Source organism: Janibacter terrae NBRC 107853 (genome assembly GCF_001591405.1).
Classification (GTDB): Bacteria; Actinomycetota; Actinomycetes; order Actinomycetales; family Dermatophilaceae; genus Janibacter; species Janibacter terrae.
Window position 1 is genome coordinate 777,202 of record NZ_BCUV01000007.1, and the last position, 20,985, is coordinate 798,186.

The window sequence follows — 20,985 nt, forward strand, 5'->3', positions numbered from 1 at the left end:
TCGCAGGAACCGACTCCGAGGTGCCTCGTGAAGATCAACAACGACCCGGTCCACGTCCGCCGTCGGCGCGTCGCGACGGGCGTGCCCTACGACGAGCCGGCCCGCTCGAGCGTCGTCTCCGACGACTCCAGGACATCGTGAGGACCGCACTCGTCCTCAACCCCGCGAAGGGGGGCTGGGAGCGCGTGCTCGACGGGGTCACCGCCGCGGCGGCGCAGGCCGGCTGGCCCGATCCCGCGGTGCACCTGACGACCCGCGCGGAGACCGGGCGCGCCCAGGCCGCGGCCGCGGTCGCCGCGGGCGCCGAGCTCGTCGTCGTCGCCGGCGGGGACGGCACGGTGCGCGCGGTCGCCCACGGCGTCGCCGGGTCCGGGGTCGAGCTCGGCATCGTGCCGACCGGCACGGCCAACCTGCTCGCCCACAACCTCGGCCTGCCCCGCGTGCTCGACGCCGCCGTGCGGGTCGCGCTCACCGGCCGCGCCCGACCGGTGGACCTGGGCCTGGCGCGCGTCGACGACTCGGAGGACCTCCCCTTCGTCGTGCTGGCGGGGATGGGCCACGACGCGGCGACCGTGGCGGCGACCCGACCGGGGCTGAAGGACCGCATCGGCTGGCCCGCCTACCTCGCCCCGGCGGCGGTGAGCGCGCTGCGTCGTCCGGTGCCGGTCGCGGTGCGCCACGACGGCGGCGACCCCGAGCACCTGCGGGTGTGGAGCGTGCTCGCGGCCAACTGCGGCCGGGTGCGCGCGGGCGTGCACATCGCGCCGGTCGGGCTCGTCGACGACGGGCTCCTCGACGTGCTCGAGGTGGTCGTGCAGCGCCCGACCCACTGGCTCGGCGTCGCGGCGAAGGGGGTCTTCCGCCTCGAGGGGGACGTCGCCGGCCTGACCACCCGCGCCTCCCGCGAGGTCGAGGTGGTCAGCGAGGTGCCGCTGCACGTCCAGCTCGACGGTGACGTGCTCGGCCCCGCGACCCGCCTGCGGGTGAGGTGCGAGCAGCACGCCCTGCTCGTCCGAGGGTCGTCCACCGATCCCGGGTAGGGTCGGGCTGACATGAACTCGGATTCAGCACAGGGAGTGGCGATGGGTGCCGGAGCGGTGCGGCCGGAGGACGCCTTCGACGCGACGAGGGTGGCGCAGTGGCTGCGAGCCCAGGTCACGCCGGACCTGGCGGCCGAGCTCGAGGGCGACCCGCAGGTCCGCCAGTTCGACTCGGGCGCCTCCAACCTCACCTACGAGCTGCGTTGGCCGGCAAGGACGCTCGTCCTGCGACGGCCCCCGCACGGGGCGCTCGGCGGCAGCGCGCACAACATGCGCCGCGAGCACGACATCCAGGCCGCGCTCGGCCCCGTTTTCCCGCACGCGCCCGGCATGATCGCGCTGTGCACCGACGCGTCGGTGCTCGGCAGCGACTTCTACGTCATGGACAAGCTCGAGGGCACGATCCTCGGCAAGGACCTGCCCGAGGGCGTCACCCTCTCCCCCGAGCAGGCGACCGCCCTGTGCGACAACGCCCTCGCCACCCTCGTCGAGCTGCACGAGGTCGACGTGACCGCGGTCCCCGAGCTCGCGGCCCTCGACCGCGGTGACGGCTACGTCCACCGCCAGGTCGAAGGATGGACCCGCCGCTTCCGCGCAGCGGCGACCGACGACGTCCCGGACTTCGAGGACGTCATGGCCTGGCTCGCCGAGCACGAGCCGGCCGATCGCCCGCACGCGTTGATCCACAACGACTTCCGCCTCGACAACCTCGTCCTCGACGCCGACGACCCGACGCGCGTCGTCGGCGTCCTCGACTGGGAGCTCGCGACGGTCGGCGACCCCCTCATGGACCTCGGCGGGGCGCTGGCCTACTGGGCCCAGGCGGACGACGACGAGACGATGCGCTCCCTTCGCCTGCAACCCACGCACCTGCCCGGCATGCTCACGCGGGCCGAGGTCGTCGAGCGCTACTGCGCCGCGCGGGGGCTGCAGGTGAGCGAGCGCGAGTGGGCCTTCTACGAGGTCTTCGGGCTCTTCCGCCTCGCGGGCATCGCCCAGCAGATCTACCAGCGCTACCGCGCCGGTGCCACGACCAACCCACGCTTCGCCGTCTTCGGCCCGATGGTCACCTACCTCGGGGCCCGCTGCCGATCCCTCATCGGCTGACCTTCCCTTCGTCGCACCCAGGAGTACTCATGACCTTCACGACCCTCATCACCGGTGCCAGCTCGGGGCTGGGCGCCGAGATGGCCCGCCAGTTCGCCGCCCTCGGCCACGACCTCGCGCTCACCGCGCGGCGCACCGACCGGCTCGACGCCCTCCGGGCGGAGATCGCCGTGGCGCACCCCGACCGTCGCGTCGAGACCTACGCCCTCGACGTCACCGACGACGCGGCTGTCACCCGGGTCTTCGAGCAGGCGAAGGGGGACCTCGGCCGCCTCGACCGGGTCGTCGTCAACGCCGGCCTCGGCAAGGGCGCCCCGTACGGCAAGGGCAGCCACTACGCCAACCGCGAGACGATCGAGACCAATGTCCTCGGCGCCGCGATGCAGACCGAGGCCGCGATGGCGATCTTCCGCGAGCAGCGGGCCGGCCACCTCGTGCTCATCTCCTCCGTCACCGCCCTGCGCGGCATGCCGAAGTCGATGACGACGTACGGCGCGTCCAAGGCCTTCCTCGCCGCGCTCGGCGAGGGCATCCGCAGCGAGATGATGGGCAAGCCCGACCTCGACATCGACGTCACCGTCCTCTTCCCCGGCTACATCCGCTCGGAGATGAACGAGAAGGTCGAGCAGAAGACGAAGTTCATGGTCGACACCGAGACCGGCGTGCGCGCGATGGTCGCCGCCATCGAGGCCCGCAAGGCCAAGGCACTCGTGCCGGCCAAGCCGTGGGTCGCCGTCGGCGGCGCGATGCGGGTGCTGCCGCTGTCCGTGGTGCGCAGGCTGCTCTAGGGCTCGAGCCTCGGGACCCGCGTGCCGGCCAGCGCGCCCACGAACTCGTCGATCGCGTCCGCCAGCTCCGGCGGGTCGAGGACGACCAGGCGCGCCCCGAGGTCGTGCGCCGCCATGGTCAGGTGCCTGGCGAGGTCGGCCAGGTCGTCGGCGTGCGACTCGAGGTCGGTCACCCCGGGCGAGACCTCGCTCGCCTCCCCGTACGCCGCGGGCACCCGGCGGCGCACCGCCTCGACGTCGGCGGTCAGGCGCACCCGGACCCGGTGCGCGTACCCGGCCCGCGTCACGGCGCGGCGCACGTGCTCGACGGCGTCGGGCGCCTCCCGCGGCATGAAGCGGAAGGTCGAGGCGCGCACCCCGGCCATCCGGTCGAGGCGGAAGGTGCGCCAGTCCTCCCTTCGCCCGTCCCAGGCGAGCAGGTACCACCGTCGGCCGGTCGCGACGAGGCGGTAGGGCTCCACGTCCCGCTCCGTGGGCTCGCCGCCGCGGCCGGTGTAGCCGAAGCGGGCCCGGACCCGGTCGCGGATCGCGTGGGCGAGGACCACGAGCACGCCGGTGTCGACGTCGTCCGTCGCGCCGGGCAGGAGCACCGTGGCGTCGGCGAGCGCCGCGACCTCGCCGCGCAGCCGCGGCGGCATGACCTGGTCGAGCTTGGTGAGGGCGCGCACGGCGGGCTCGCCGATCGCCGAGATCCCCTGCGCGCCGACGCGCAGGGCGACGGTCACCGCGACGACCTCGTCCTCCTCGAGGAGCAGCGGGGGCAGGCGGCCACCCGTCCCGAGCCGGTACCCGCCGCCGACCCCCGACGTCGCCTCGACGGGGTAGCCGAGGTCGCGCAGCCGCCCGACGTCACGACGCAGCGTCCGCGTCGTCACCCCCAGGAGCTCGACGAGCTCGAGCCCGGTCCACACGGACCGGGTCTCGAAGAGCCCCAGCAGGCGCAGCGCGCGTTCGGTCGTCTCGGCCATGTCCACGAGTCTCCTCCGATCGGTGACAGGAGGTGTCCGCGATCGGCGGGACCGTGGGTCGCAGACGAAGGGAGGGACCGCCCCCTTCGACCACCCAAGCCCAGGAGCACGCCATGTACGCACCCGCCGTCCACGACGAGGTCACCGGCTACGCCGAGTACGTCGACCAGCAGCTCGAGGCGATCCGGGCGAGCGCCCACGGGCTGACCGAGGAGCAGGCCCGGCTCACCCCGACCCGCTCGACGCTGTCCATCGGTGGCCTGGTCAAGCACACGAGCCATGTCATCGCCCCGCCGGAGGAGAAGGGGCCGCGCGTCGAGGACGACGGCGAGGTCACCGAGGCCGCCTACGCGGCCTTCATGGCAGGCTTCGCACTGCGGGAGGACGAGACGCTCGCCGCGACGATCGAGGTCTTCGACCGGCGGCGCGTGGCGGTCGTCGAGTGGATCCGGGCGAGCGACCCCGCGCAGGAGATCACCGTCCCACCGGCCCCGTGGTACGGCCTGATGAGCCCGTCGCGGACGACCCTGAGGTACTCCTTCGTGCACTTCGTCGAGGAGCTGGCCCGCCACGCCGGCCACGCCGACATCATCCGCGAGCAGATCGACGGGGCGACCACCCTCGAGCTGACGCTCGCCGACACGGGCCGGCCGGCGACCCCCTTCGCCCAGCCGTGGACACCCACGGAGCCCGCCACGCCATGATGGGCGGGTGAGGATCACCGGCTTCGTCATCAGCACCCCCGACGTCGCCGCCGCGCAGGACGCGTGGCGGCGCCTCGGCGCGAGCGGCAGCGAGATCAGCTACGAGGTGGGCGAGAGCGGCCTGGCCGCCGTCGTCCTCGGCGTCGACGACGTCCCCGGGACCGAGCGACTGCTCGAGCGGCGCGGGCTCGTCCGGGACGCCAAGGGCTTCGACGTGGGCGGGCTGGAGTGGCGACTGGCTCCCTTCCTCCCGGGCAGCACGGGCGAGGTGGTGCTCGACCACGTCGTCGTGCAGACGGGCGACGCGGAGCGGGCCGCGGCGAACTACGGCGCGCGGCTGGGTCTGGAGCTGCGGCTCGACCGGCGGCTCGAGGAGCACGGCTTCCGCGGGCTCTTCTTCCGCTGCGGCGACGCGGTGGTCGAGGTGGTGGCCCCGACGAAGGGGGTCGACGGCCCGGACCGCTTCGGCGGGCTCGCCTGGCGCACCACCGACCTCGACGCGACGCGCGAGCGGCTCATGGCCTCAGGGGTCGAGGTCTCGCAGGCCCGGGCCGGCCGCAAGCCGGGTACGCGGGTCGCGACGATCCGCGACCGGGCGCTCGGCACGCCGACCCTGCTCATCGAGCACGGCACCTGATCCCGCATTGCCCTAGGGGAATGCAGACTCTCACTTGATTGCTTGCCTCACGCAGGTATATAGTTGCGGAATGCACGCAACCACTCCTGCCGTCGCAGTCCACCTGCAGGAGACGCTGGGCCGGGTCTTCGGGCTCTTCTCGAAGATGGTCCTGCGCCGCCAGGCGCTCGACCCGCAGGCCATGAGCCGCACCGACTACGCCCTCCTCGGCGCGCTCGAACACTGCCGCAGCGAGCCGGGCATCCGCATCTCCAAGGTGGCGGAGGCACTCGGTCACGACCTGTCGACGATCAGTCGCCGGGTCACCCACCTCGAGTCCCACGGCTTCGTCGAGCGACTGCCGGACCCGACCGACGGGCGCGCCTCGACCATCCGCCTGAGCCCCAGCGGCCAGCAGACGCTCAGCGACGAGCGCGGCAACCGCGCCGGCCTCCTGGGCCAGATCCTCGCGGACTGGCCGCAGGAGGACCTCGAGGACCTCGACCGTCTCCTCACCCGGCTGGCCACCGATCTTGCCGCCGACGCGCAGTCGGCGACGCACCCCCCTTCGCCCCTCCAGAGCACCGGAAGGACCGCCTCTTGAGCACCTCCCCCGCCCCCTACAAGCTGAGCCCGCAGGACCAGCGCGTCTTCATCGGGCTCATGCTCGGCATGCTCGTCGCCTCCGTGAGCCAGACCATCGTCGGGCCCGCGCTGCCGCGCATCGTCTCCGAGCTCGGCGGCATGGAGCACTACAGCTGGGTCGCCACCGCGGCCATGCTCGTCTCCGCCGTCACCGTGCCCATCGTCGGCAAGTTCTCCGACCTCTACGGCCGCCGCGAGTTCTACCTCGCCGGCATCGTCGTCTTCATGGTCGGCTCGGTCATCGCCGGGTTCTCCCAGAGCTTCTGGATGCTCGTCGCCGGTCGCGCCGTCCAGGGCCTCGGCATGGGCACGCTCATGCCGCTGTCGCAGACGATCATCGGCGACATCATCCCGCCGCGTCAGCGCGGGAAGTACCAGGGCCTCATGGGCGCGGTCTTCGGCGTCACCTCCGTCGCCGGCCCGCTGCTCGGCGGCGTCATCACCGACCACCTCGGCTGGCGCTGGCTCTTCTTCGCCTCCCTGCCGATCGGCCTGGTCGCGCTGGTCTTCATCGCCAAGTTCCTCCACGTCCCGCACACCCCGCGCCGCGCGCCGATCGACTACCTCGGCATCGCGACGCTCTCGACCGGCCTCGTGGCACTGCTGCTCGCCGTCTCCTTCGGCGGGTCGAGCTGGGCCTGGGGCTCGAGCCAGTCGCTCGGCCTGTTCGCCCTGAGCGCCGTCGCCCTCGTCGCCTTCGTCGTCGTGGAGCGCAAGGCCGTCGAGCCGGTGCTGCCGCTGCGCCTCTTCGCCAACCGCACGATCAGCCTGAGCCTCGTCGCGGCCTTCGGCATCTCGATGGTCATGTTCGGCGCGATCATCTACATCCCGGTCTTCGCCCAGGGCGTCATCGGCGTCAACGCGACCAACTCCGGGCTGATCCTCATGCCGCTCATGCTCGGCTTCATCGTCTGCGGCATCGTCACCGGGATGCTCATCACCCGCACGGGGCGCTACCTGCCCTTCATGCTCACCGGCATCGTGGTCATGGCCGCCGGCGTCCTCATGCTGACCCGCCTGGACCACACCGCGACGAGCCTGGAGCTCACCGGCTCGATGGTCGTCCTCGGTATCGGGCTCGGCATGGCGATGCAGCAGTTCACCCTCGTCGTGCAGAACTCCGTCTCCCGCGCCGACATGGGTGTCGCCACGTCCTCGACGCAGTTCTTCCGCAACGTCGGCTCGACCGTCGGCATCGCGGTCTTCGGGACGGTGATGTCGAGCGGCCTGCAGGAGAGGATCGCGTCGCACCTGCCCGACGGCCTGCCGGCGGGCGCAGGCGCCCACATGGACGCCGGCGCGGTGCTCGACCCGAGCGCCCTGGCCACGCTGCCCCCGACCGTCGCCGAGGCCGTGCGCTGGGGCCTGGCGGAGAAGCTCAACGACGCCTTCATGCTCGGCCTGCCGATCCTCGCGGTCGTCTTCCTCGCCACGCTCTTCATCCCCAACACGCCGCTGCGCGAGACCAACGAGGACCACCCGGTGGAGGACGCCGCCCAGCACACGCTGGACGCCTACGCCTCCGACGCGGGGGCCGTCGACGACGAGTCGCAGCTGGCTACCGCGCGCCGCCCCTGACGCCCCCGGACCACGCCCTTCGCCCCCACCCACCCGACCGGGTGACGTGGGGGCGAAGGCGTCGTCAGGTGGTCAGCGGGAGCGGCCGGCGAAGGGGGCGACCACGCCGATGCGCGAACCCTTCACGGCGCCGACCCACAGCTCCCCGCCGACCTGGGTCGCGACGGTGGGCGCGCGGAAGCCCGCGGGGTCCCCGGACCAGACCGTGCGCACGTCCATCGTGCGCGGGTCCATCGCGTAGACGTCCAGACCGGTGGGGCAGTTGGCCAGGTCGTCGCGCTGGCAGGCCTGCACGTCCGCGACGGTGAAGTCCTGGCCCGTGACGAGCAGCTCGCCCGAGCGCGACCACCGCAGGTTGTCGGGCATGAGGTCGACGTCGGCGACCGCGCGGGTCGTCCCGGGCCGCGACCCCTCGAGCGGGATGCGGTGGATCCGGTTGCGCCCCCACTCGGCGACGTAGGCGCTCGACCCGTCCTGGCTCACGACGACGCCGTTGGGCCCGAAGGTGCTCGAGCCCGGGACCGTCGACCAGCCCGTGCCGGGCTCCCAGCGCTGGAGGCTGCCGGTCGCGGTGTCGCTGAAGATCTGGCTGAAGGGGTCGGAGAGCGTCGGGTCGAAGAAGTCGGTGGCCACCAGCCCGTCGCCCTGCGGCAGCGGCGCGACGCCGTTGGCGAAGGTGCCCGCGGGCATCTCGACGCAGCCGCGCCACGTGAGGCTGTCCGCGCGCGGGTCGAGGGTGAAGACCTCGATGGCCTCGCGCCCGCCGTGGTTGACGACGTAGACGTCGAAGGTCCCACCCTCGCCCCGCTCGGCGGCGATGCCGTGCGGTGACGCGAGGCTCGGGTCGGGCGGGCCGGGGCAGTCGCCGTAGAGCGCGCGGTCGTGGTCGACGCCCCACGTGCTGTCGGGCCAGATCTCGGTGGCCTCACGGGTGCGGCTGTCGATGGCGTACAGGTGGCCGACCGAGGAGTCGGACAGCGGGTCGGCGGCGAGCCCGCTCGCGAGCACGGTGTCGGTGCCCGGGAGGGTGACGAGGTCCTCGGGGCTCGCCGGACCGTCGAAGAAGGACACGGCGGGCGAAGGGGGTCCCGCCGGGGCCGCGGTGGCCGTGGCGGCGGCGCCCAGCCCGCCGACCGCGACGACCGCGGTGGCGAGGAGGGCGAGTCTGGGGCGTGCTGTCATGTGTGGCGCTCCTGGTCACATCGGTGCAGGGACGCCACGGACGACGCGCACCGTCGGCCTGCGTCCTTGCAGACTCCATGTAGCACTCGCTACATGGAGATCGAGAGTGGCACGGATGCCGGCGTTCGGCAAGCGGTCGGCGGGTGGGTCGCCGTCGTCAGCGATCGCGACTCAGGCCTGCGCGGAGAGCGGCAGCTGCCGGGCGCTGACGAACCTCCGCTCGCGCCCGTCGACCGGGTCCACGAGCTCCACGGTGCTGGCGAGGAGCTGGAGCGGTCGGGTGAAGTCGTCGACGGACACGTCGAGCACGTCGGGGTAGAGCGGGTCCCCCACGATCGGGATGCCGAGGTCGTGCAGGTGGAGCCGCAGCTGGTGGGTGCGTCCGGTCCGCGGCGTCAGCCGGTAGAGCGCGAGGTCGCCGGTGCGGGACTCGACCTCGACGAGGGTCTCCGCGTTGACCGGTGCGTCGGGGACGACCTGCGCCTGCCACACCCCGCGCTCCTTGCGGATGTGGTTGCTGACCGTGACGGGCAGGGCCAGGTCCTCGCGCCACGGGGCGAGCGCGAGATAGGTCTTGCGCACCCGTCGCTGCTCGAAGAGCGACTGGTACGGCCCCCGCCACCGTCGCTCCGTCGCCAGCATGAGGACGCCCGAGGTCACCCGGTCCAGACGGTGCAGCGGGGAGAGCTCGGGCAGGCCGAGCTCGTCGCGCAGCCGGACCACCACGCTCTGCCGCACGTGCCGGCCGCGCGGGATGGTGGAGAGGAAGGGCGGCTTGTCCACGACGAGCAGCCGCTCGTCGCGGTGGAGGACCGTCAGCTCGCCGGGCACCTCGACCTCGTCGCGCAGGTCGCGGTGGAACCACACGAAGGTGTGCGGGCGGTAGACGTCCCCGGGCAGGACCGGGGTGGCGTCCTCGTAGACGAACCTCCCCGCGGCGAGCATCCCGTCCACGTCGACACCCTCGGGGGAGGTGCCCCGCAGCCAGGCCGACATCGTGGACCACGGCCGCGGACGACCGTGGTCGAGGTCGAGCGTGCGCACCCACGCGGCAGCGAGACCGTGGCGCGCAGGCAGGGGTGAACGTGGGGGCACGCACGCGAGACTAGACCGGCCCTTCGAGACGGTTGCTGCGCAACCTCCTCAGGGACCGGGGGGACGGTTGCTGCGCAACCTCCTCAGGGACCGGGGGGGACGGTTGCTGCGCAACCTCCTCAGGGACCACGGAATGTTTGATTTTCAACTACTGTTGGACCAAGGGACCGCAACCCCGAAGGAGCACCCGATGCCCGCCGTGACCGTCGACAACATCCTCACCCTCCCCCGCGTGACCCAGCCGCTGCCGGACACCGTCTCGCGCCCGGTGCTCTCGGTGAGCACGGCGCCCCAGAGCCACGAGGGCGAGGGCTTCCCCGTCCGCCGTGCCTTCGCCGGCGTCGACATGGCCCGCCTCGACCCCTTCATCCACATGGACCAGATGGGTGAGGTCGAGTACGCCCCCGGCGAGGCCCGCGGCACGAGCTGGCACCCGCACCGCGGCTTCGAGACCGTCACGTACATCATCGACGGCACCTTCGCCCACGAGGACACCCACGGCGGTGGCGGCCTGATCACCGACGGCGACACCCAGTGGATGACCGCCGGGTCCGGCCTGCTGCACATCGAGGCCCCGCCGGAGGAGCTCGTCGTGAGCGGCGGGGTCTTCCACGGTCTGCAGCTGTGGGTCAACCTGCCGAGCCACCAGAAGATGGCCGACCCCCGCTACCAGGACATCCGCTCCGGCCAGGTCGGCCTGCTCTCCAGCCACGACGGCGGCACGCTGCTGCGCGTCATCGCCGGCGAGCTCGACGGCCACGAGGGGCCGGGCATCACGACGACCCCGATCTCGATGATCCACACGACGATCGCGCCCGGCGCCCGGATGCACATCCCGTGGCGCGAGGACTTCAACGGTCTCGCCTACGTCCTGTCCGGACGGGGCGTCGTCGGCCCGGAGCGCCGACCGATCCGCGAGGGCCAGCTCGCCGTCTTCGGCGCCGGCGGTGCGCTCGAGATCGCCGCCGACGACAACCAGGACTCGCGCAGCCCCTCGCTCGAGGTCGTGCTGCTCGGCGGCCGCCCGATCCGCGAGCCCGTCGCCGCGTACGGCCCCTTCGTCATGAACACCCGCGAGGAGCTCGTCACGGCCTTCGAGGACTTCCAGGCCGGGCGCCTCGGGGTCATCCCCAAGACGCCCAGGGTCCGCTCGGCGCTCGAGATCGCCGAGGCCATGTCCCGGGGCGACCGCCCCGGTCACGACGTCCTCTGAGGGGAGCCCTCCCCCTTCGTCCCGCCGCGCCCGTGCACCACACTGGCGGGGACGAAGGGGGATGACGTGACCATCTCGAGGACGGGCCTGCGGGCCCTGGCGATCGCGCTGCTCGTGACGCTCGTGCAGGCCGTCGGCGTGGCCGCGCCCGCCGTGGCCTGCGCGTGCGGAGGCGTCGAGGCGCCGGAGGGCGAGAGCGTGTCCGTCAACGAGGAGTCGGCGGTCGTGCGGCACGACGGCGAGACGGAGGACATCGTCCTCAGCTTCGACATGTTCACCTCGGCCCAGGACGTCGCGCTCATCCTGCCCCTGCCGGCGAGGGCCGAGCTCGACCTCGCCGACGTCGACACCCTGGGCCAGCTGGCCCGGGCCACCCGCCCGGAGGTCGTCGAGCGCAAGGTGCTGCGCGGCCTGCAGCTCCCGGTGATCGGCGGCGCTCCGGCCGGCGAAGGCACCACGGCCGGAGCGCCGCCGAGCGTGCGCGTCCTGGAGCAGCGGGAGCTCGGACCCTTCACGGCCACCCAGCTGACGTCGACGTCCACGGGCACGCTGACGCAGTGGTTGCAGGACAACGGCTACCGCGTGCGTGACGAGGTCGTCGAGTCGACCCGCCCGTACCTGCGCGAGGGCTGGGTCATCGCCGCCATCCGCCTCACGGCGGGCCCGGACGCACCCCACGCCCTCGACGGCGAGCTCCAGCCGATCCGGGCGACCTTCCCCTCTCGCGAGATCGTCTACCCGATGCGGATGCAGGCGCAGGCCATATCGGTCAGCACGCTGCGGGTCTACACCCTCACCGAGCACCGCACGGAGGTCGACTTCGGGGCGATCGAGCCCGAGGTCGCCTTCGCCGGACCGCTGCGTGCGGCCGATGTCCCGCGGGGCTCGACCCTGGCCGAGCTCACGCAGGGCGCCCCCTTCGTCACGCGGTTCGACGCGTACGTCCGGCCGGACGACGTCACGAGCGACATGACCCTCACCCGCTCCGCGACCGACCGGACCTACCGCCGGCAGACCCTCGTCGAGGTCGACTACCCCTGGTACCTCAGGGTGTTCGTGCCCTCGTGGGGGACCTTTTTCTTCTGGGTGGTGGTCCTGCCCGTCCTGGCCCTGCTCGTCGGGGTGCCGGCACTGGCCGTGCGCCTGGTCCGGGGACCGCGGTCCGCGCGGCGCTGAGACCGGTTCAGCCGAAGGGGTCCTGCCCCCGCTTGAGCGCCGCCTGCGCCTTGCCCCCGCGACCGAGCGCGACCCACCGCTTGCGGGCGGCCGCCCGGGCGACGGGGTCGGTGCGCATGGCGATCCACTCGGCCTCGCGCTGCAGCTTCTGCCAGCTGTGCCAGCGCCGCTCGTCGAGCTCGCCGCCCTCCAGCGCGGCGCGCACCGCGCAGCCCGGCTCGGTCTCGTGCGCGCAGTCGGTGAAGCGGCAGGCGGCGATGAGCTCCTCGACGTCGGGGAAGGTGAGGGAGACCCCTTCGCCGTCCTCGTGCAGCCCGATCGAGCGCAGCCCGGGGGTGTCGATGAGCACGCCCCCGTCGGGGAGCAGGACGAGCTCGCGCGCGGTCGTCGTGTGGCGCCCCTTGCCGTCCTGCCGGGTGTCGCAGACGGCCTGGACCGGCTGCCCCGCGAGGACGTTGACGAGCGTCGACTTGCCCGCGCCGGACTGCCCGATGAGGGCGGTCGTGCCACCGGCGAGCGCCGCCGCGAGCTCGGGGACACCCTCGCCGGTCTCGGCGGAGACGACGAGCACGCCCACCCCGGGCGCCGCGGCCCGCACTTCGGCGACCGTGGCGTCGGGGTCGAAGGCGAGGTCGGCCTTGGTGAGCACGACGAGCGGATGCGCCCCGGACTCCCACGCGACGACGAGGTAGCGCTCGATCGTCGAGAGGTTGACCCGGGTCTCGAAGGGCACCGCCACGAGCACGTGGTCGAGGTTGGCGGCCATGACCTGCGCGTCGGACCGCTCGCCGGCGGTCTTGCGCACGATCGCGCTCCGCCGCGGCAGCACGGCGCGGACGACGTCACCGTCGGGACGGCGCTCGAGCCCGACCCAGTCGCCGGTCGTCGGCTGGTCCTCGAGGGCGCTGCCGGCGGGCAGGCGGACGAGCGCCGGCACGGCGCCGTCGGCGGTGTGCACGGTGACCCGGCCGCGGTCGACGCGGCCGACGCGTCCCGGCACGAGGACGAAGGGGGCGCCCGTCGCCATCTCGTCGAGGGCAGCGGCGCTCCCTTCGTCCCAGCCGAGGGAGGTGAGTTCGGTGGAGTCCGTCATCCCGTCCAAGGTGGCACCGGGCCGCGGCGGGCGCCAGCGATTTACCGCCCGTGGCCGCCTCGGCGAGGAACCATTGACAGATCAACTTCCTGCCGCGAGGATGCGCTCACGACCGACGGTGACCCCTCCCGCCGGTCCAGATCTCCTCCCTTCGCCACTCCTCGCCACACCCTCACCCCCGGAGCCCCTGCCGTGATCCGCCGTACCGCTGCCCTCGCTGCCGCTGCCCTCGTCCTGTCCGCCCCCGCCGCCACGGCCGCCCCAGCCGTACCCAAGGGCAGCTACGCCGCCAAGGTCGTGAGCGTCACCGACGGGGACACCATCCGCATCCGCTACCAGGGCCGCTCGACCCCGGTGCGCCTCATCGGCCTCGACGCCCCGGAGATCTCCCCCCGCGAGTGCTACGGCAGCCAGGCCACGTCCCGGATGGCGCAGCTGACCAAGGGCGGCACCGTCTACATCAGGACCGACGGCACCCAGGGCAACAAGGACAGGTACGGCCGGCTGCTGCGGCACGTCTACACCCCGGGCGGCACCTCGCTCGCGCTCACGATGATCAAGGGTGGCTACGCCCGCGAGTACACGTACAGCCGCGCCTACAAGGGCCAGTACTCGCACCGCCGGGCACAGTCCTCCGCCAAGGCCGCCGCGCGCGGTCTGTGGGGTGCGTGCGCCAGGCCGAAGCCCACCCCGACCTCCACCTGCGTCGGCAAGATCAAGGGCAACATCTCCAGCAGCGGCGAGAAGATCTACCACGTGCCCGGCGGTCGCTACTACAGCGTGACCAAGATCGACCTCGGCAAGGGCGAGCGCTGGTTCTGCACCGAGACCTCTGCCCGCAACGCCGGCTGGCGCAAGTCCAAGGTCTAGGTCAGGGGCCGACCCTGCGGCGCGACGGGCCGCCGAGCGCGGCCCAGACGGTCGTCTGCTTGTCGTCGCGCTGCACGCCCCACTCGTGGGCGATGCTGCGCACGATCCGCAGGCCGCGCCCGGAGGTAGCCCAGACCGCCCGGGCGGCGGGGACCGGCTCGGTGTCGGAGCCACCGTCGCTCACCTCGACCTCGACGTTGTCCCCGCGGGCCTTCCAGTGCACCCGCACGGTCCGGTCGGACAGGGGCGTCGCGTGACGCAGCGAGTTGGTCACGAGCTCGGTGACGACGAGCTCCGCCTCGCCGACGACGTGCTCGCCGACCCCGCGGGCGACGAGGTCGAGGGCGATCGCCTCGCGCACCTTGGTGACGGTCTGCAGCTCCCAGCGGGCGCGGATGGTGCGGGCCTGGCCGCGACCGATCTCGCCGCCGAAGGAGTCGAGCTTCGGCGCGTCGGTGCGGCGGTCGTGTGCCTCGGACATGGTGTGCGGATTCCCTCGGTTGCGGTCGCTGGCCCCCGTCATTGTCCCCGCCCCGGCGGTGCGGCCCAACTCCCACCCCCTCACGGCCTACGCTGACCGCCATGGGTAAGGCTTCACGACGCAAGAAGGACGCGCAGGGCAAGACCAAGGTCGCCCCCGCGCCGTATGTCGCACGCCCCTTCGCGGGGCTGCCGGGCGAGCCGGACTGGGTGGCGGCGTACGAGATCCTGCCCGCCGCCACGGCGACGCTCCACCTCGACCCGGCGGCGGTGCCGGAGGGCTCGCCCGAGACGGTGACGCTCGCGACGGTGCTGCCGATGGCATGGCCGGCCCTGCGCCGCGACACCGGCGAGATCCTCGTCGCGACCCAGGCCGGGTCCGCGAGTGGCGACCCGAGCCGCGACATGGCCCAGGCCCTGCTCACCGCCCTCGCCACCGAGCCGGGTGCCCCGGTCGCGCAGCTGCCGCGCACCACAGCCGAGACCCCGCGCCTGCAGGACCTCGTCGACACCTCCGCGCCCTTCGAGCTGACCGTGCACGAGGGCTTCAACTTCTGGGTCGAGGGCCAGGAGGTCTCCGGCGAGGCGGCGGCCTCCCTCGAGCGCGCCAACGAGTCGGTCGTCCCGAGCACCCCCGTCGCCGGTACCCCGAGCACGTACTGGTGCCGCATCGGCGAGCGCACGTACATCCGCCACGTGCTCGCCGACGACGAGGAGACCGCGACGACCGCCCTCGCCCGCCTCCACGCGAAGGGGGAGGCCCACCTCGACGAGGAGCGTCGCCTCCTCGGTGCCTTCCGCGCCGGTGGCCTCATCGTCCCCGTCTGGGAGGTCGCCCCCGACTCCGAGCCGGCCGAGCACGAGGGTGCCGTGGCCGACTTCGCCGCGCGCTACGCGACGGCTGCCGCATCCACCGACGAGCTCACCGCCGAGGAGCGTCGGGCCCGGTCCGGCCTGATCTCGCGCCAGGTGACGCTGCGCTGACCATGGGTGCGCGGGTGGCCGCGATCGTGCCGGCCAAGGACGAGGCGGACCTCGTCGCGTCGACGGTCACGGCACTCCTCGGCCTCGACGACGTCGCCCTCGTCGTCGTCGTCGACGACGGCTCCACCGACGCGACGGCCGCCAACGCCGCCGATGCCGGTGCGCTCGTCGCGCGGCACCCCGCCAACCAGGGCAAGGCCGCCGCGCTCGAGACGGGCGTGGCGAGGCTCGCCGCCGAGGAGGAGCGCACCGGCACCGGTCCGCACGTGCTGCTCTTCGCCGACGCCGACCTGGGCCCCTCCGCGGCCAACCTCGAGCCGCTGCTCGTGCCGGTCCTCGCGGGGACGGCCGACCTCGCCGTCGCCAACATCCCGCGCAGCGCCTCCTCGCTCGGCGCCGGGCGGGTCGTGCGGCTCGCCCGTGCGCAGATCGAGGCGATGACGGGACGCACGATCGAGCAGCCGCTCAACGGCATGCGCGCGCTGACCCGGGAGACCTTCGCGGACGCGACGCCGCTCGCCACGGGCTGGGGCGTGGAGGCGGCGATGCTCGTCGACGTGCTGCGCGCCGGGCGCCGGGTCGTCGAGGTGCCCGTCGAGCTGACCCACCGCCGCACGGGCAACGACATCAAGGGGCGCGTGCACCGGGCCATGCAGCTGCGCGATGTCTCGGGCGCGCTGCTCGCCCGGCGCTTCCTGTCGTGACGCGGGCCCGCACCGACCGCGACCCGCTCGGCGTGGGTCTGCTGGTCGCCGGCATCGGCCTGCTCCTGCTCGTCGGCGCGAGCGGGGAGTCGCTCGCGCTCCCACCGCTCGGCCCGCCCGGCTGGGCCTCGCCGGACCTGCCGTGGCAGCTCGGTGGCTGGACCGTCGTCGCCCTGCAGACGACCGGCTACCTGCTCGGTGCCGCGTCGCTGTGGCGGTACGTGCGGCGGCCGAGCCCCCTTCGCCTGCGGTGGTGGCACCTGGCGCTGCTCGCTGCGCTCGTCCTGCTCACGGCCCCCTTCGGCACGGCGGACCACACGAACTACGCCGCCTACGGGCGGATCCTCGTCGAGGGCGGCGACCCCTGGTCGGTCGTCCCGGCGAGCTGGCAGGACGGCCTCGACCCGGTCGTGAGCCTGGTCCAGGCCCCGTGGCGGGAGGCCCCGAGCGTCTACGGGCCGCTCGCGGTGTGGCTCATGGGTCTCGCGGGCCGGCTCGGCGGCGACACCGCCCGGCAGGTCGTCCAGGTCTGGCAGGTCCTCGTCGTGGCCGCGTGGCTCGGCACCCGCGAGCTGCTCGTGCGCCTGGGCACCGACCGCGCGACCGTCGACCGCTGGTGGACGACCAATGTCCTGGTCCTCGGCGCGGGCGTGCTCGGCGCGCACGTCGACGTCCTCGCGGTCGTCGCGATGGCCGCCGCGCTGGGCCTCGGCCTGGCCCGCAGGCCCCTCCTCGCGGGGCTGGCCGTCGGACTCGCCGCGAGCACCAAGCTGACCGCCGGCGTGGTCGGCATCGCCCTGCTGTGGGCGATCCTCGCCCGGGACACCGGCCCCGCGCGGCTCCGCCCGGCCCTCGCGCTCGTCGGCGGCGCGCTCCTCGTGCTCGTCCCCACGCACCTGGCCGTCGGCACCCACGCGATCTCCCGGGTCGTCGGCGCCGGCGGCGGGATCTCGTACGCGATGCCCTGGCGCGCGGTCTACACGGCGCTCGACGTCGTGCTCGGCGAGGGGAGCGCCCGCTCGGTGACGACCTGGCTGGCCGCGATCGGGTGCGTCCTGCTCGCGGTCGCGCTGTGGCACATCACTGCCGGGCTCACCGACGTGGTCGCGGTGCGGGTGCTCTTCGTGCTGTCGACGGCCTACGCGCTCGGCGCCGGGTACGTGCTGCCCTGGTACGAGCTGCCGCAGTGGCTCGCGACGGCCGTGCTCGTCGGGCTGCTCGGGCGGGAGGGCTGGGAGCGGTTCCGGCCCCTGCTGCTGGTGCTCCTCGCCCGCTCGAGCGTCCTCGCGCTCGCCTACGTCCCCGGCCGGGTGCGCCTGCCCGAGGACATCGAGACGGTGACGCTGGGCTTCCGCTTCGTCGCCTCACCGCTCGCGACGCTCACGGTCTGGGTCGTCATAGCCGTGATGTGGCGCCGGTCCACCGGATCGAGGTGATCCCGACCGACTGTCCGGTCGGGGACACCTCGAACCACGGTGCGGGTCCAGATCGATGGTCAAGCAATGGTCAAGAATCCACCAGTGGATCTACACTCGGCTCCTGAGCGGTGGGGACCTGAGGGGGAGCGACATGGAGTGCGCGGGGTGCGGGGCGACGAGCGAGGGGACCTTCTGCTCGCGGTGCGGGGCGCGGATGCCCGCTGCGGGTGAGGACGGCGCGGACCGGTTTTGGGCCGAGGACGAGCCGACCCGGGCCCAACTGCCGGCGGTCCCCGGGCCGTCGTGGGCGCAGGAGACGCCGCAGAGCTCGTGGGAGGACTGGCTCGTCCAGCAGCCTACGACGCTTCCTCCGGCCGCGCCCCCGGCGGGCCGGACGTCGATGGCGCCCCCCGGTGGTGGCCGCCCCGGTGGCCCGGCGTGGGGGCTCATCGCCGCCGCGTGCCTCGCCGCCGTCGTCCTCCTCGGTGCCGGAGCCGGCGCCCTGTGGTTCGTCGCCTCGCAGGACGACGACACGACCACCGCCGGCTCGGCGACGACCGCCCCGACGACGGCGACGAGCACGCCGCCCACGACGACAGTGACGAGCACGCCGCCGCCCACGACGACCGTGACGACCACGGCGTCCCCACCCCCGACGACCACGGTGACGACGACCGCCGCCCCACTGAGCGCCGCGGACCAGCTGAACGACCTGCGCGAGGAGTCCCTCGGCCGACTGGTCACCGACGGCGATTGGGGCGTCAGCCTCTCGGCGAAGCAGGACGGCACCCGTGACGACCGACAGCTGACGAGCAGCGGGTCGCACGTCTTCCGTCTGCCCGACATCCTCGAGCTGCACCAGGCCGTCGTGAGCACGTACCCGCTGGACGAGGTCTACCTACTCAAGGCGGAGGACCTCGGCAGCACGGTCGGCGCCGACGACGACAAGATCTGGATGACCATCGTCGACCCCGGCTGGCTGACCTCGCGTGATGACGCCGAGATGTGGTGCGAGGCACAGTTCTCGTGGCTCAGCGGGGTCGAGCTCGACAACGCCTGCTACCCGCGCAGGCTCAGCACGCCCTGACTTCCCGCTCGGTCGAGGTGATCCCGACCGATCATCCGGTCGGGATCACCCCCAACCGCCGGTGCGGGTGGGGGCGCGCGTGGTGCCGGCCGCCCACAGCACGACGAGCGCGGGCGCGAGGACGAGCGCGGCAGCCGCCGGGATCGCGGTGCCGGAGTCGTTGAGCAGGAAGCCGACGGTCAGCGCCACGACGAGGGCCGTGAGGCCGACGCGCAGGCCGGCGTGGGCATCGAGCAGGGGTGACACGCGGCGGCCCAGGGCGCTGTCCGGGCGCGCGAGCACCCAGATCACCGCGACGAGCACGACCGGCACGAGCAGGGCGGCGCGCTCCGGGCCGAGCAGCAGGTCGACGTTGGTCTCGAGCTTGCGCACGATGATCGCCCACGCGTCGCCGTCGAGGAGCGTGCCGAAGAACCGGCCGAGGTGCGTGCGCTGCTCCTCCGGCCGCAACCAGTCGGCGCCGGCCATCGCGAGGAACCCGACCGCGGTCACCACGCCGATCCCGAGCACCCGGGCCCACGTGACGCGCACGCCCGCCACCGCGAGCACCAGGTAGACCACGGAGGGGATGAGCGCGAGCGCCCCACCCCCGTCGGCCCCGAGCCAGGCGTCGACGAGGAAGGTCGCGCCGCCCAGCACGAGGACGACCCCGACCGCGGCCTGGCGCCGCCCCGCCGCGAGCAGCGGGCTGACGAGCGCCGTGACCAGCAGGAAGGCGGAGGCGACGAAGATGGCGAAGGGGACGTTGCCGAACCCGTGGAACCGCCCGCCGTCGAGCGGCAGCAGCCCCAGGACGGAGAGCATCGTCATCCGACCGCTGCCGAGCAGCAGGTCGCCGGCGAGGACCAGCCAGGTGAGGCCGGCGACGACCCCGACCGGCACGAGCGCTGGGGCGAAGGGAGAGTCCGGCGCTCTCCGCCGCCCGAGGACGAGCATCCCGAGCAGGGTGAGCGCGACGACCACGAGGTCGATGACCACCACCCGCGCGACGAACCCCGCGAAGGGCTCGTCCGTGGCGAACCACCGCGTCCGTGTCACGAGGTAGGTCGAGACGGGCAGGGCCATCGCGGCCAGCCCCACGACCCCGGTGACCGCGGTGACGACCGGCCGGGCGCGCGGTGCGAACCGCCACGCCACCGCGGCCGCGACGAGCAGGAGCGCCAGCCCGACCCCGAAGCCCCGGAAGAAGGGCGGGATCACCCGGTCCGCCTCGCGGAGCTGGGTGTCGTCGTCGACGAGCCGGGCGCGGCGCTCGGCGAAGGACCCCGTGTCGCCGACCGGCACGAGCTCGCGACCGGCGATGCCGTCAGGGGGTGTGATCCCGGCGATCGCGACCGCCGTGTGCGTCACGTCAGCCACCTGCGCCATCTCGTCCCGGGTCGTCGAGTCGGAGTGCAGCCACCCGGGCTCGGTGCCGCCGCCACCCATGGCGAGGACCCGCAGGCCGGGCTGGCCGCCGTCGTCGGAGAGGCCGGCGAGCAGCACCACGGTGTCCGGGTGCGCGGTCGTCAGGACGTCGCGGACGGTCTCGTCGACCGCCGTCACCTGGTCGGCGCGCACCTTCGAGGCTCCTTCGTCCCTCCTCAGGTCACGGGGGGCGGCGGGGACGGTGACCGCCGGCGCGCCGACGAGCGTGATCGCGCAGGTCTCGTGGACGCCGGGCTCACCGTGCGGGATGACGCCCTCGAGGTCCGGCATCGCGAGGACCGCGCCGTCGCCCGAGCCGGCGATGCACCCGCCGGCGTCGGCAACGGCCTGGCCGAGGACCCCGATCCGGGCGTCGAAGCCCTGTGCCGCGACGCCCTGCGACAGGCCGCGCCAGAATTCGCGGTCCATGTCGACCGCGACCAGCTCGGGGCCGGACCCTGGGCCGGGCAGGCTCGGCAGCGGCGAGCAGCGCGGCAGCGCACGCGGGTGAGCGCGCAGCTGTCCCCGCGTCACATCACGCGGCTCGGCGGCGCGGGTGCCCGCCGACAGACCGAGCCAGCCGTCGCTCGGGCACGAGGTGAAGTACGTCGAGCGGACGTTGACGTTGGTGACCGCCGCGTCGCCGGCGAAGGAGTGGATGGCTGGGGCCCCCTTCGTCGTGATGTCGCTCCACGAGAGGCCGGGCGCGCCGATGACGACGACGTCGCGGGGAGCGTCCGCGGCCTGCGCCGGCGTCGCAGCGCCGAGCAGCACGAGGCCGGCGAGGACGAGCAGGGCGAGGCGGAGCATGGACCCACCGTAGTGATGGG

General features: G+C 73.6%; 20 protein-coding genes. 14 read left to right on the forward strand and 6 right to left on the reverse strand.

Annotated features, from left to right (window positions below):
* Nucleotides 1–137 precede the first annotated feature (137 nt).
* From JT1_RS18465 to JT1_RS13410, 3 genes are read left to right on the forward strand one after another with little or no spacing between them, the layout of a single operon-like run.
* Nucleotides 138–1,040 (forward strand): diacylglycerol/lipid kinase family protein, encoded by a 903-nt coding sequence (locus JT1_RS18465; protein WP_068327395.1) that lies wholly within the window; start codon nucleotides 138–140, stop codon nucleotides 1,038–1,040.
* Between the two features lie 42 nt (nucleotides 1,041–1,082).
* On the forward strand, nucleotides 1,083–2,147 hold the full coding sequence (locus JT1_RS13405) for a phosphotransferase family protein (protein WP_255218326.1): 1,065 nt from the start codon (nucleotides 1,083–1,085) through the stop codon (nucleotides 2,145–2,147).
* 29 nt (nucleotides 2,148–2,176) lie between these two features.
* Nucleotides 2,177–2,935: an SDR family oxidoreductase gene (locus tag JT1_RS13410; RefSeq protein WP_068327402.1), complete on the forward strand. Its 759-nt coding sequence runs from the start codon at nucleotides 2,177–2,179 to the stop codon at nucleotides 2,933–2,935.
* On the opposite strand, the gene JT1_RS13415 is transcribed toward JT1_RS13410, so the two are convergent.
* On the reverse strand, nucleotides 2,932–3,903 hold the full coding sequence (locus JT1_RS13415) for a helix-turn-helix transcriptional regulator (RefSeq protein WP_068329268.1): 972 nt from the start codon (nucleotides 3,901–3,903) through the stop codon (nucleotides 2,932–2,934). The two genes, JT1_RS13410 and JT1_RS13415, sit on opposite strands and share 4 nt — an antisense overlap.
* A 113-nt stretch (nucleotides 3,904–4,016) precedes the next feature.
* Between JT1_RS13415 and JT1_RS13420 the strand changes: the two genes are divergently transcribed.
* From JT1_RS13420 to JT1_RS13435, 4 genes are all read left to right on the forward strand, one after another.
* Entirely contained in the window at nucleotides 4,017–4,607 is a 591-nt protein-coding gene (locus JT1_RS13420) for a mycothiol transferase (protein WP_068327404.1), read from the forward strand.
* Nucleotides 4,608–4,614: 7 nt separating this feature from the next.
* The gene (locus tag JT1_RS13425; RefSeq protein WP_068327407.1) at nucleotides 4,615–5,244 is read left to right on the forward strand and encodes a VOC family protein; all 630 of its coding nucleotides are present in this window, start codon (nucleotides 4,615–4,617) and stop codon (nucleotides 5,242–5,244) included.
* Between the two features lie 70 nt (nucleotides 5,245–5,314).
* On the forward strand, nucleotides 5,315–5,827 hold the full coding sequence (locus JT1_RS13430; protein WP_068327410.1) for a MarR family winged helix-turn-helix transcriptional regulator: 513 nt from the start codon (nucleotides 5,315–5,317) through the stop codon (nucleotides 5,825–5,827).
* Entirely contained in the window at nucleotides 5,824–7,446 is a 1,623-nt protein-coding gene (locus tag JT1_RS13435) for an MDR family MFS transporter (protein WP_082807674.1), read from the forward strand. Before JT1_RS13430 ends, JT1_RS13435 begins: the two co-directional genes overlap by 4 nt.
* Nucleotides 7,447–7,518: 72 nt before the next feature.
* On the opposite strand, the gene JT1_RS13440 is transcribed toward JT1_RS13435, so the two are convergent.
* Nucleotides 7,519–8,628, reverse strand: a complete 1,110-nt coding sequence (locus JT1_RS13440; protein ID WP_068327413.1) for an SMP-30/gluconolactonase/LRE family protein — start codon at nucleotides 8,626–8,628, stop codon at nucleotides 7,519–7,521.
* A gap of 171 nt (nucleotides 8,629–8,799) precedes the next feature.
* Nucleotides 8,800–9,723: a pseudouridine synthase gene (locus JT1_RS13445; RefSeq protein ID WP_068327416.1), complete on the reverse strand. Its 924-nt coding sequence runs from the start codon at nucleotides 9,721–9,723 to the stop codon at nucleotides 8,800–8,802.
* Between the two features lie 190 nt (nucleotides 9,724–9,913).
* Between JT1_RS13445 and JT1_RS13450 the strand changes: the two genes are divergently transcribed.
* Both JT1_RS13450 and JT1_RS13455 read left to right on the forward strand, forming a co-directional pair.
* Nucleotides 9,914–10,936 (forward strand): pirin family protein, encoded by a 1,023-nt coding sequence (locus JT1_RS13450; protein WP_068327420.1) that lies wholly within the window; start codon nucleotides 9,914–9,916, stop codon nucleotides 10,934–10,936.
* Between the two features lie 66 nt (nucleotides 10,937–11,002).
* Nucleotides 11,003–12,112 carry a DUF2330 domain-containing protein gene (locus JT1_RS13455; RefSeq protein ID WP_068327423.1) on the forward strand — a complete coding sequence of 370 codons (1,110 nt, stop codon included), beginning with the start codon at nucleotides 11,003–11,005 and terminating at the stop codon, nucleotides 12,110–12,112.
* Nucleotides 12,113–12,119: 7 nt separating this feature from the next.
* Here the strand turns inward: JT1_RS13455 and rsgA are convergent, their stop codons facing one another.
* Complete coding sequence (gene rsgA / locus JT1_RS13460; RefSeq protein ID WP_068327426.1) at nucleotides 12,120–13,205, reverse strand: ribosome small subunit-dependent GTPase A; 1,086 nt, start codon at nucleotides 13,203–13,205, stop codon at nucleotides 12,120–12,122.
* 192 nt (nucleotides 13,206–13,397) lie between these two features.
* On the opposite strand from rsgA, the gene JT1_RS13465 reads away from it, so the two are divergent.
* Entirely contained in the window at nucleotides 13,398–14,075 is a 678-nt protein-coding gene (locus JT1_RS13465) for a thermonuclease family protein (RefSeq protein WP_068327429.1), read from the forward strand.
* 1 nt (nucleotide 14,076) lies between these two features.
* Here JT1_RS13465 and JT1_RS13470 read toward each other — a convergent pair whose 3' ends face one another.
* Nucleotides 14,077–14,556 (reverse strand): ATP-binding protein, encoded by a 480-nt coding sequence (locus JT1_RS13470; protein WP_068327432.1) that lies wholly within the window; start codon nucleotides 14,554–14,556, stop codon nucleotides 14,077–14,079.
* 101 nt (nucleotides 14,557–14,657) lie between these two features.
* Between JT1_RS13470 and JT1_RS13475 the strand changes: the two genes are divergently transcribed.
* The 4 genes from JT1_RS13475 (at nucleotide 14,658) to JT1_RS13490 (ending at nucleotide 18,748) form a co-directional block, all read left to right on the forward strand.
* Nucleotides 14,658–15,539 (forward strand): DUF5926 family protein, encoded by an 882-nt coding sequence (locus tag JT1_RS13475; protein ID WP_068327435.1) that lies wholly within the window; start codon nucleotides 14,658–14,660, stop codon nucleotides 15,537–15,539.
* Between the two features lie 14 nt (nucleotides 15,540–15,553).
* Entirely contained in the window at nucleotides 15,554–16,243 is a 690-nt protein-coding gene (locus JT1_RS13480) for a glycosyltransferase (RefSeq protein WP_068329271.1), read from the forward strand.
* The gene (locus JT1_RS13485) at nucleotides 16,240–17,679 is read left to right on the forward strand and encodes an MptA/MptB family glycosyltransferase (protein ID WP_068327438.1); all 1,440 of its coding nucleotides are present in this window, start codon (nucleotides 16,240–16,242) and stop codon (nucleotides 17,677–17,679) included. The genes JT1_RS13480 and JT1_RS13485 overlap by 4 nt, the downstream gene beginning before the upstream one ends.
* 133 nt (nucleotides 17,680–17,812) lie before the next feature.
* Complete coding sequence (locus tag JT1_RS13490) at nucleotides 17,813–18,748, forward strand: hypothetical protein (protein WP_169702008.1); 936 nt, start codon at nucleotides 17,813–17,815, stop codon at nucleotides 18,746–18,748.
* A gap of 45 nt (nucleotides 18,749–18,793) precedes the next feature.
* On the opposite strand, the gene JT1_RS18980 is transcribed toward JT1_RS13490, so the two are convergent.
* Nucleotides 18,794–20,965: an alkaline phosphatase family protein gene (locus JT1_RS18980; RefSeq protein ID WP_255218327.1), complete on the reverse strand. Its 2,172-nt coding sequence runs from the start codon at nucleotides 20,963–20,965 to the stop codon at nucleotides 18,794–18,796.
* Nucleotides 20,966–20,985: the final 20 nt, after the last annotated feature.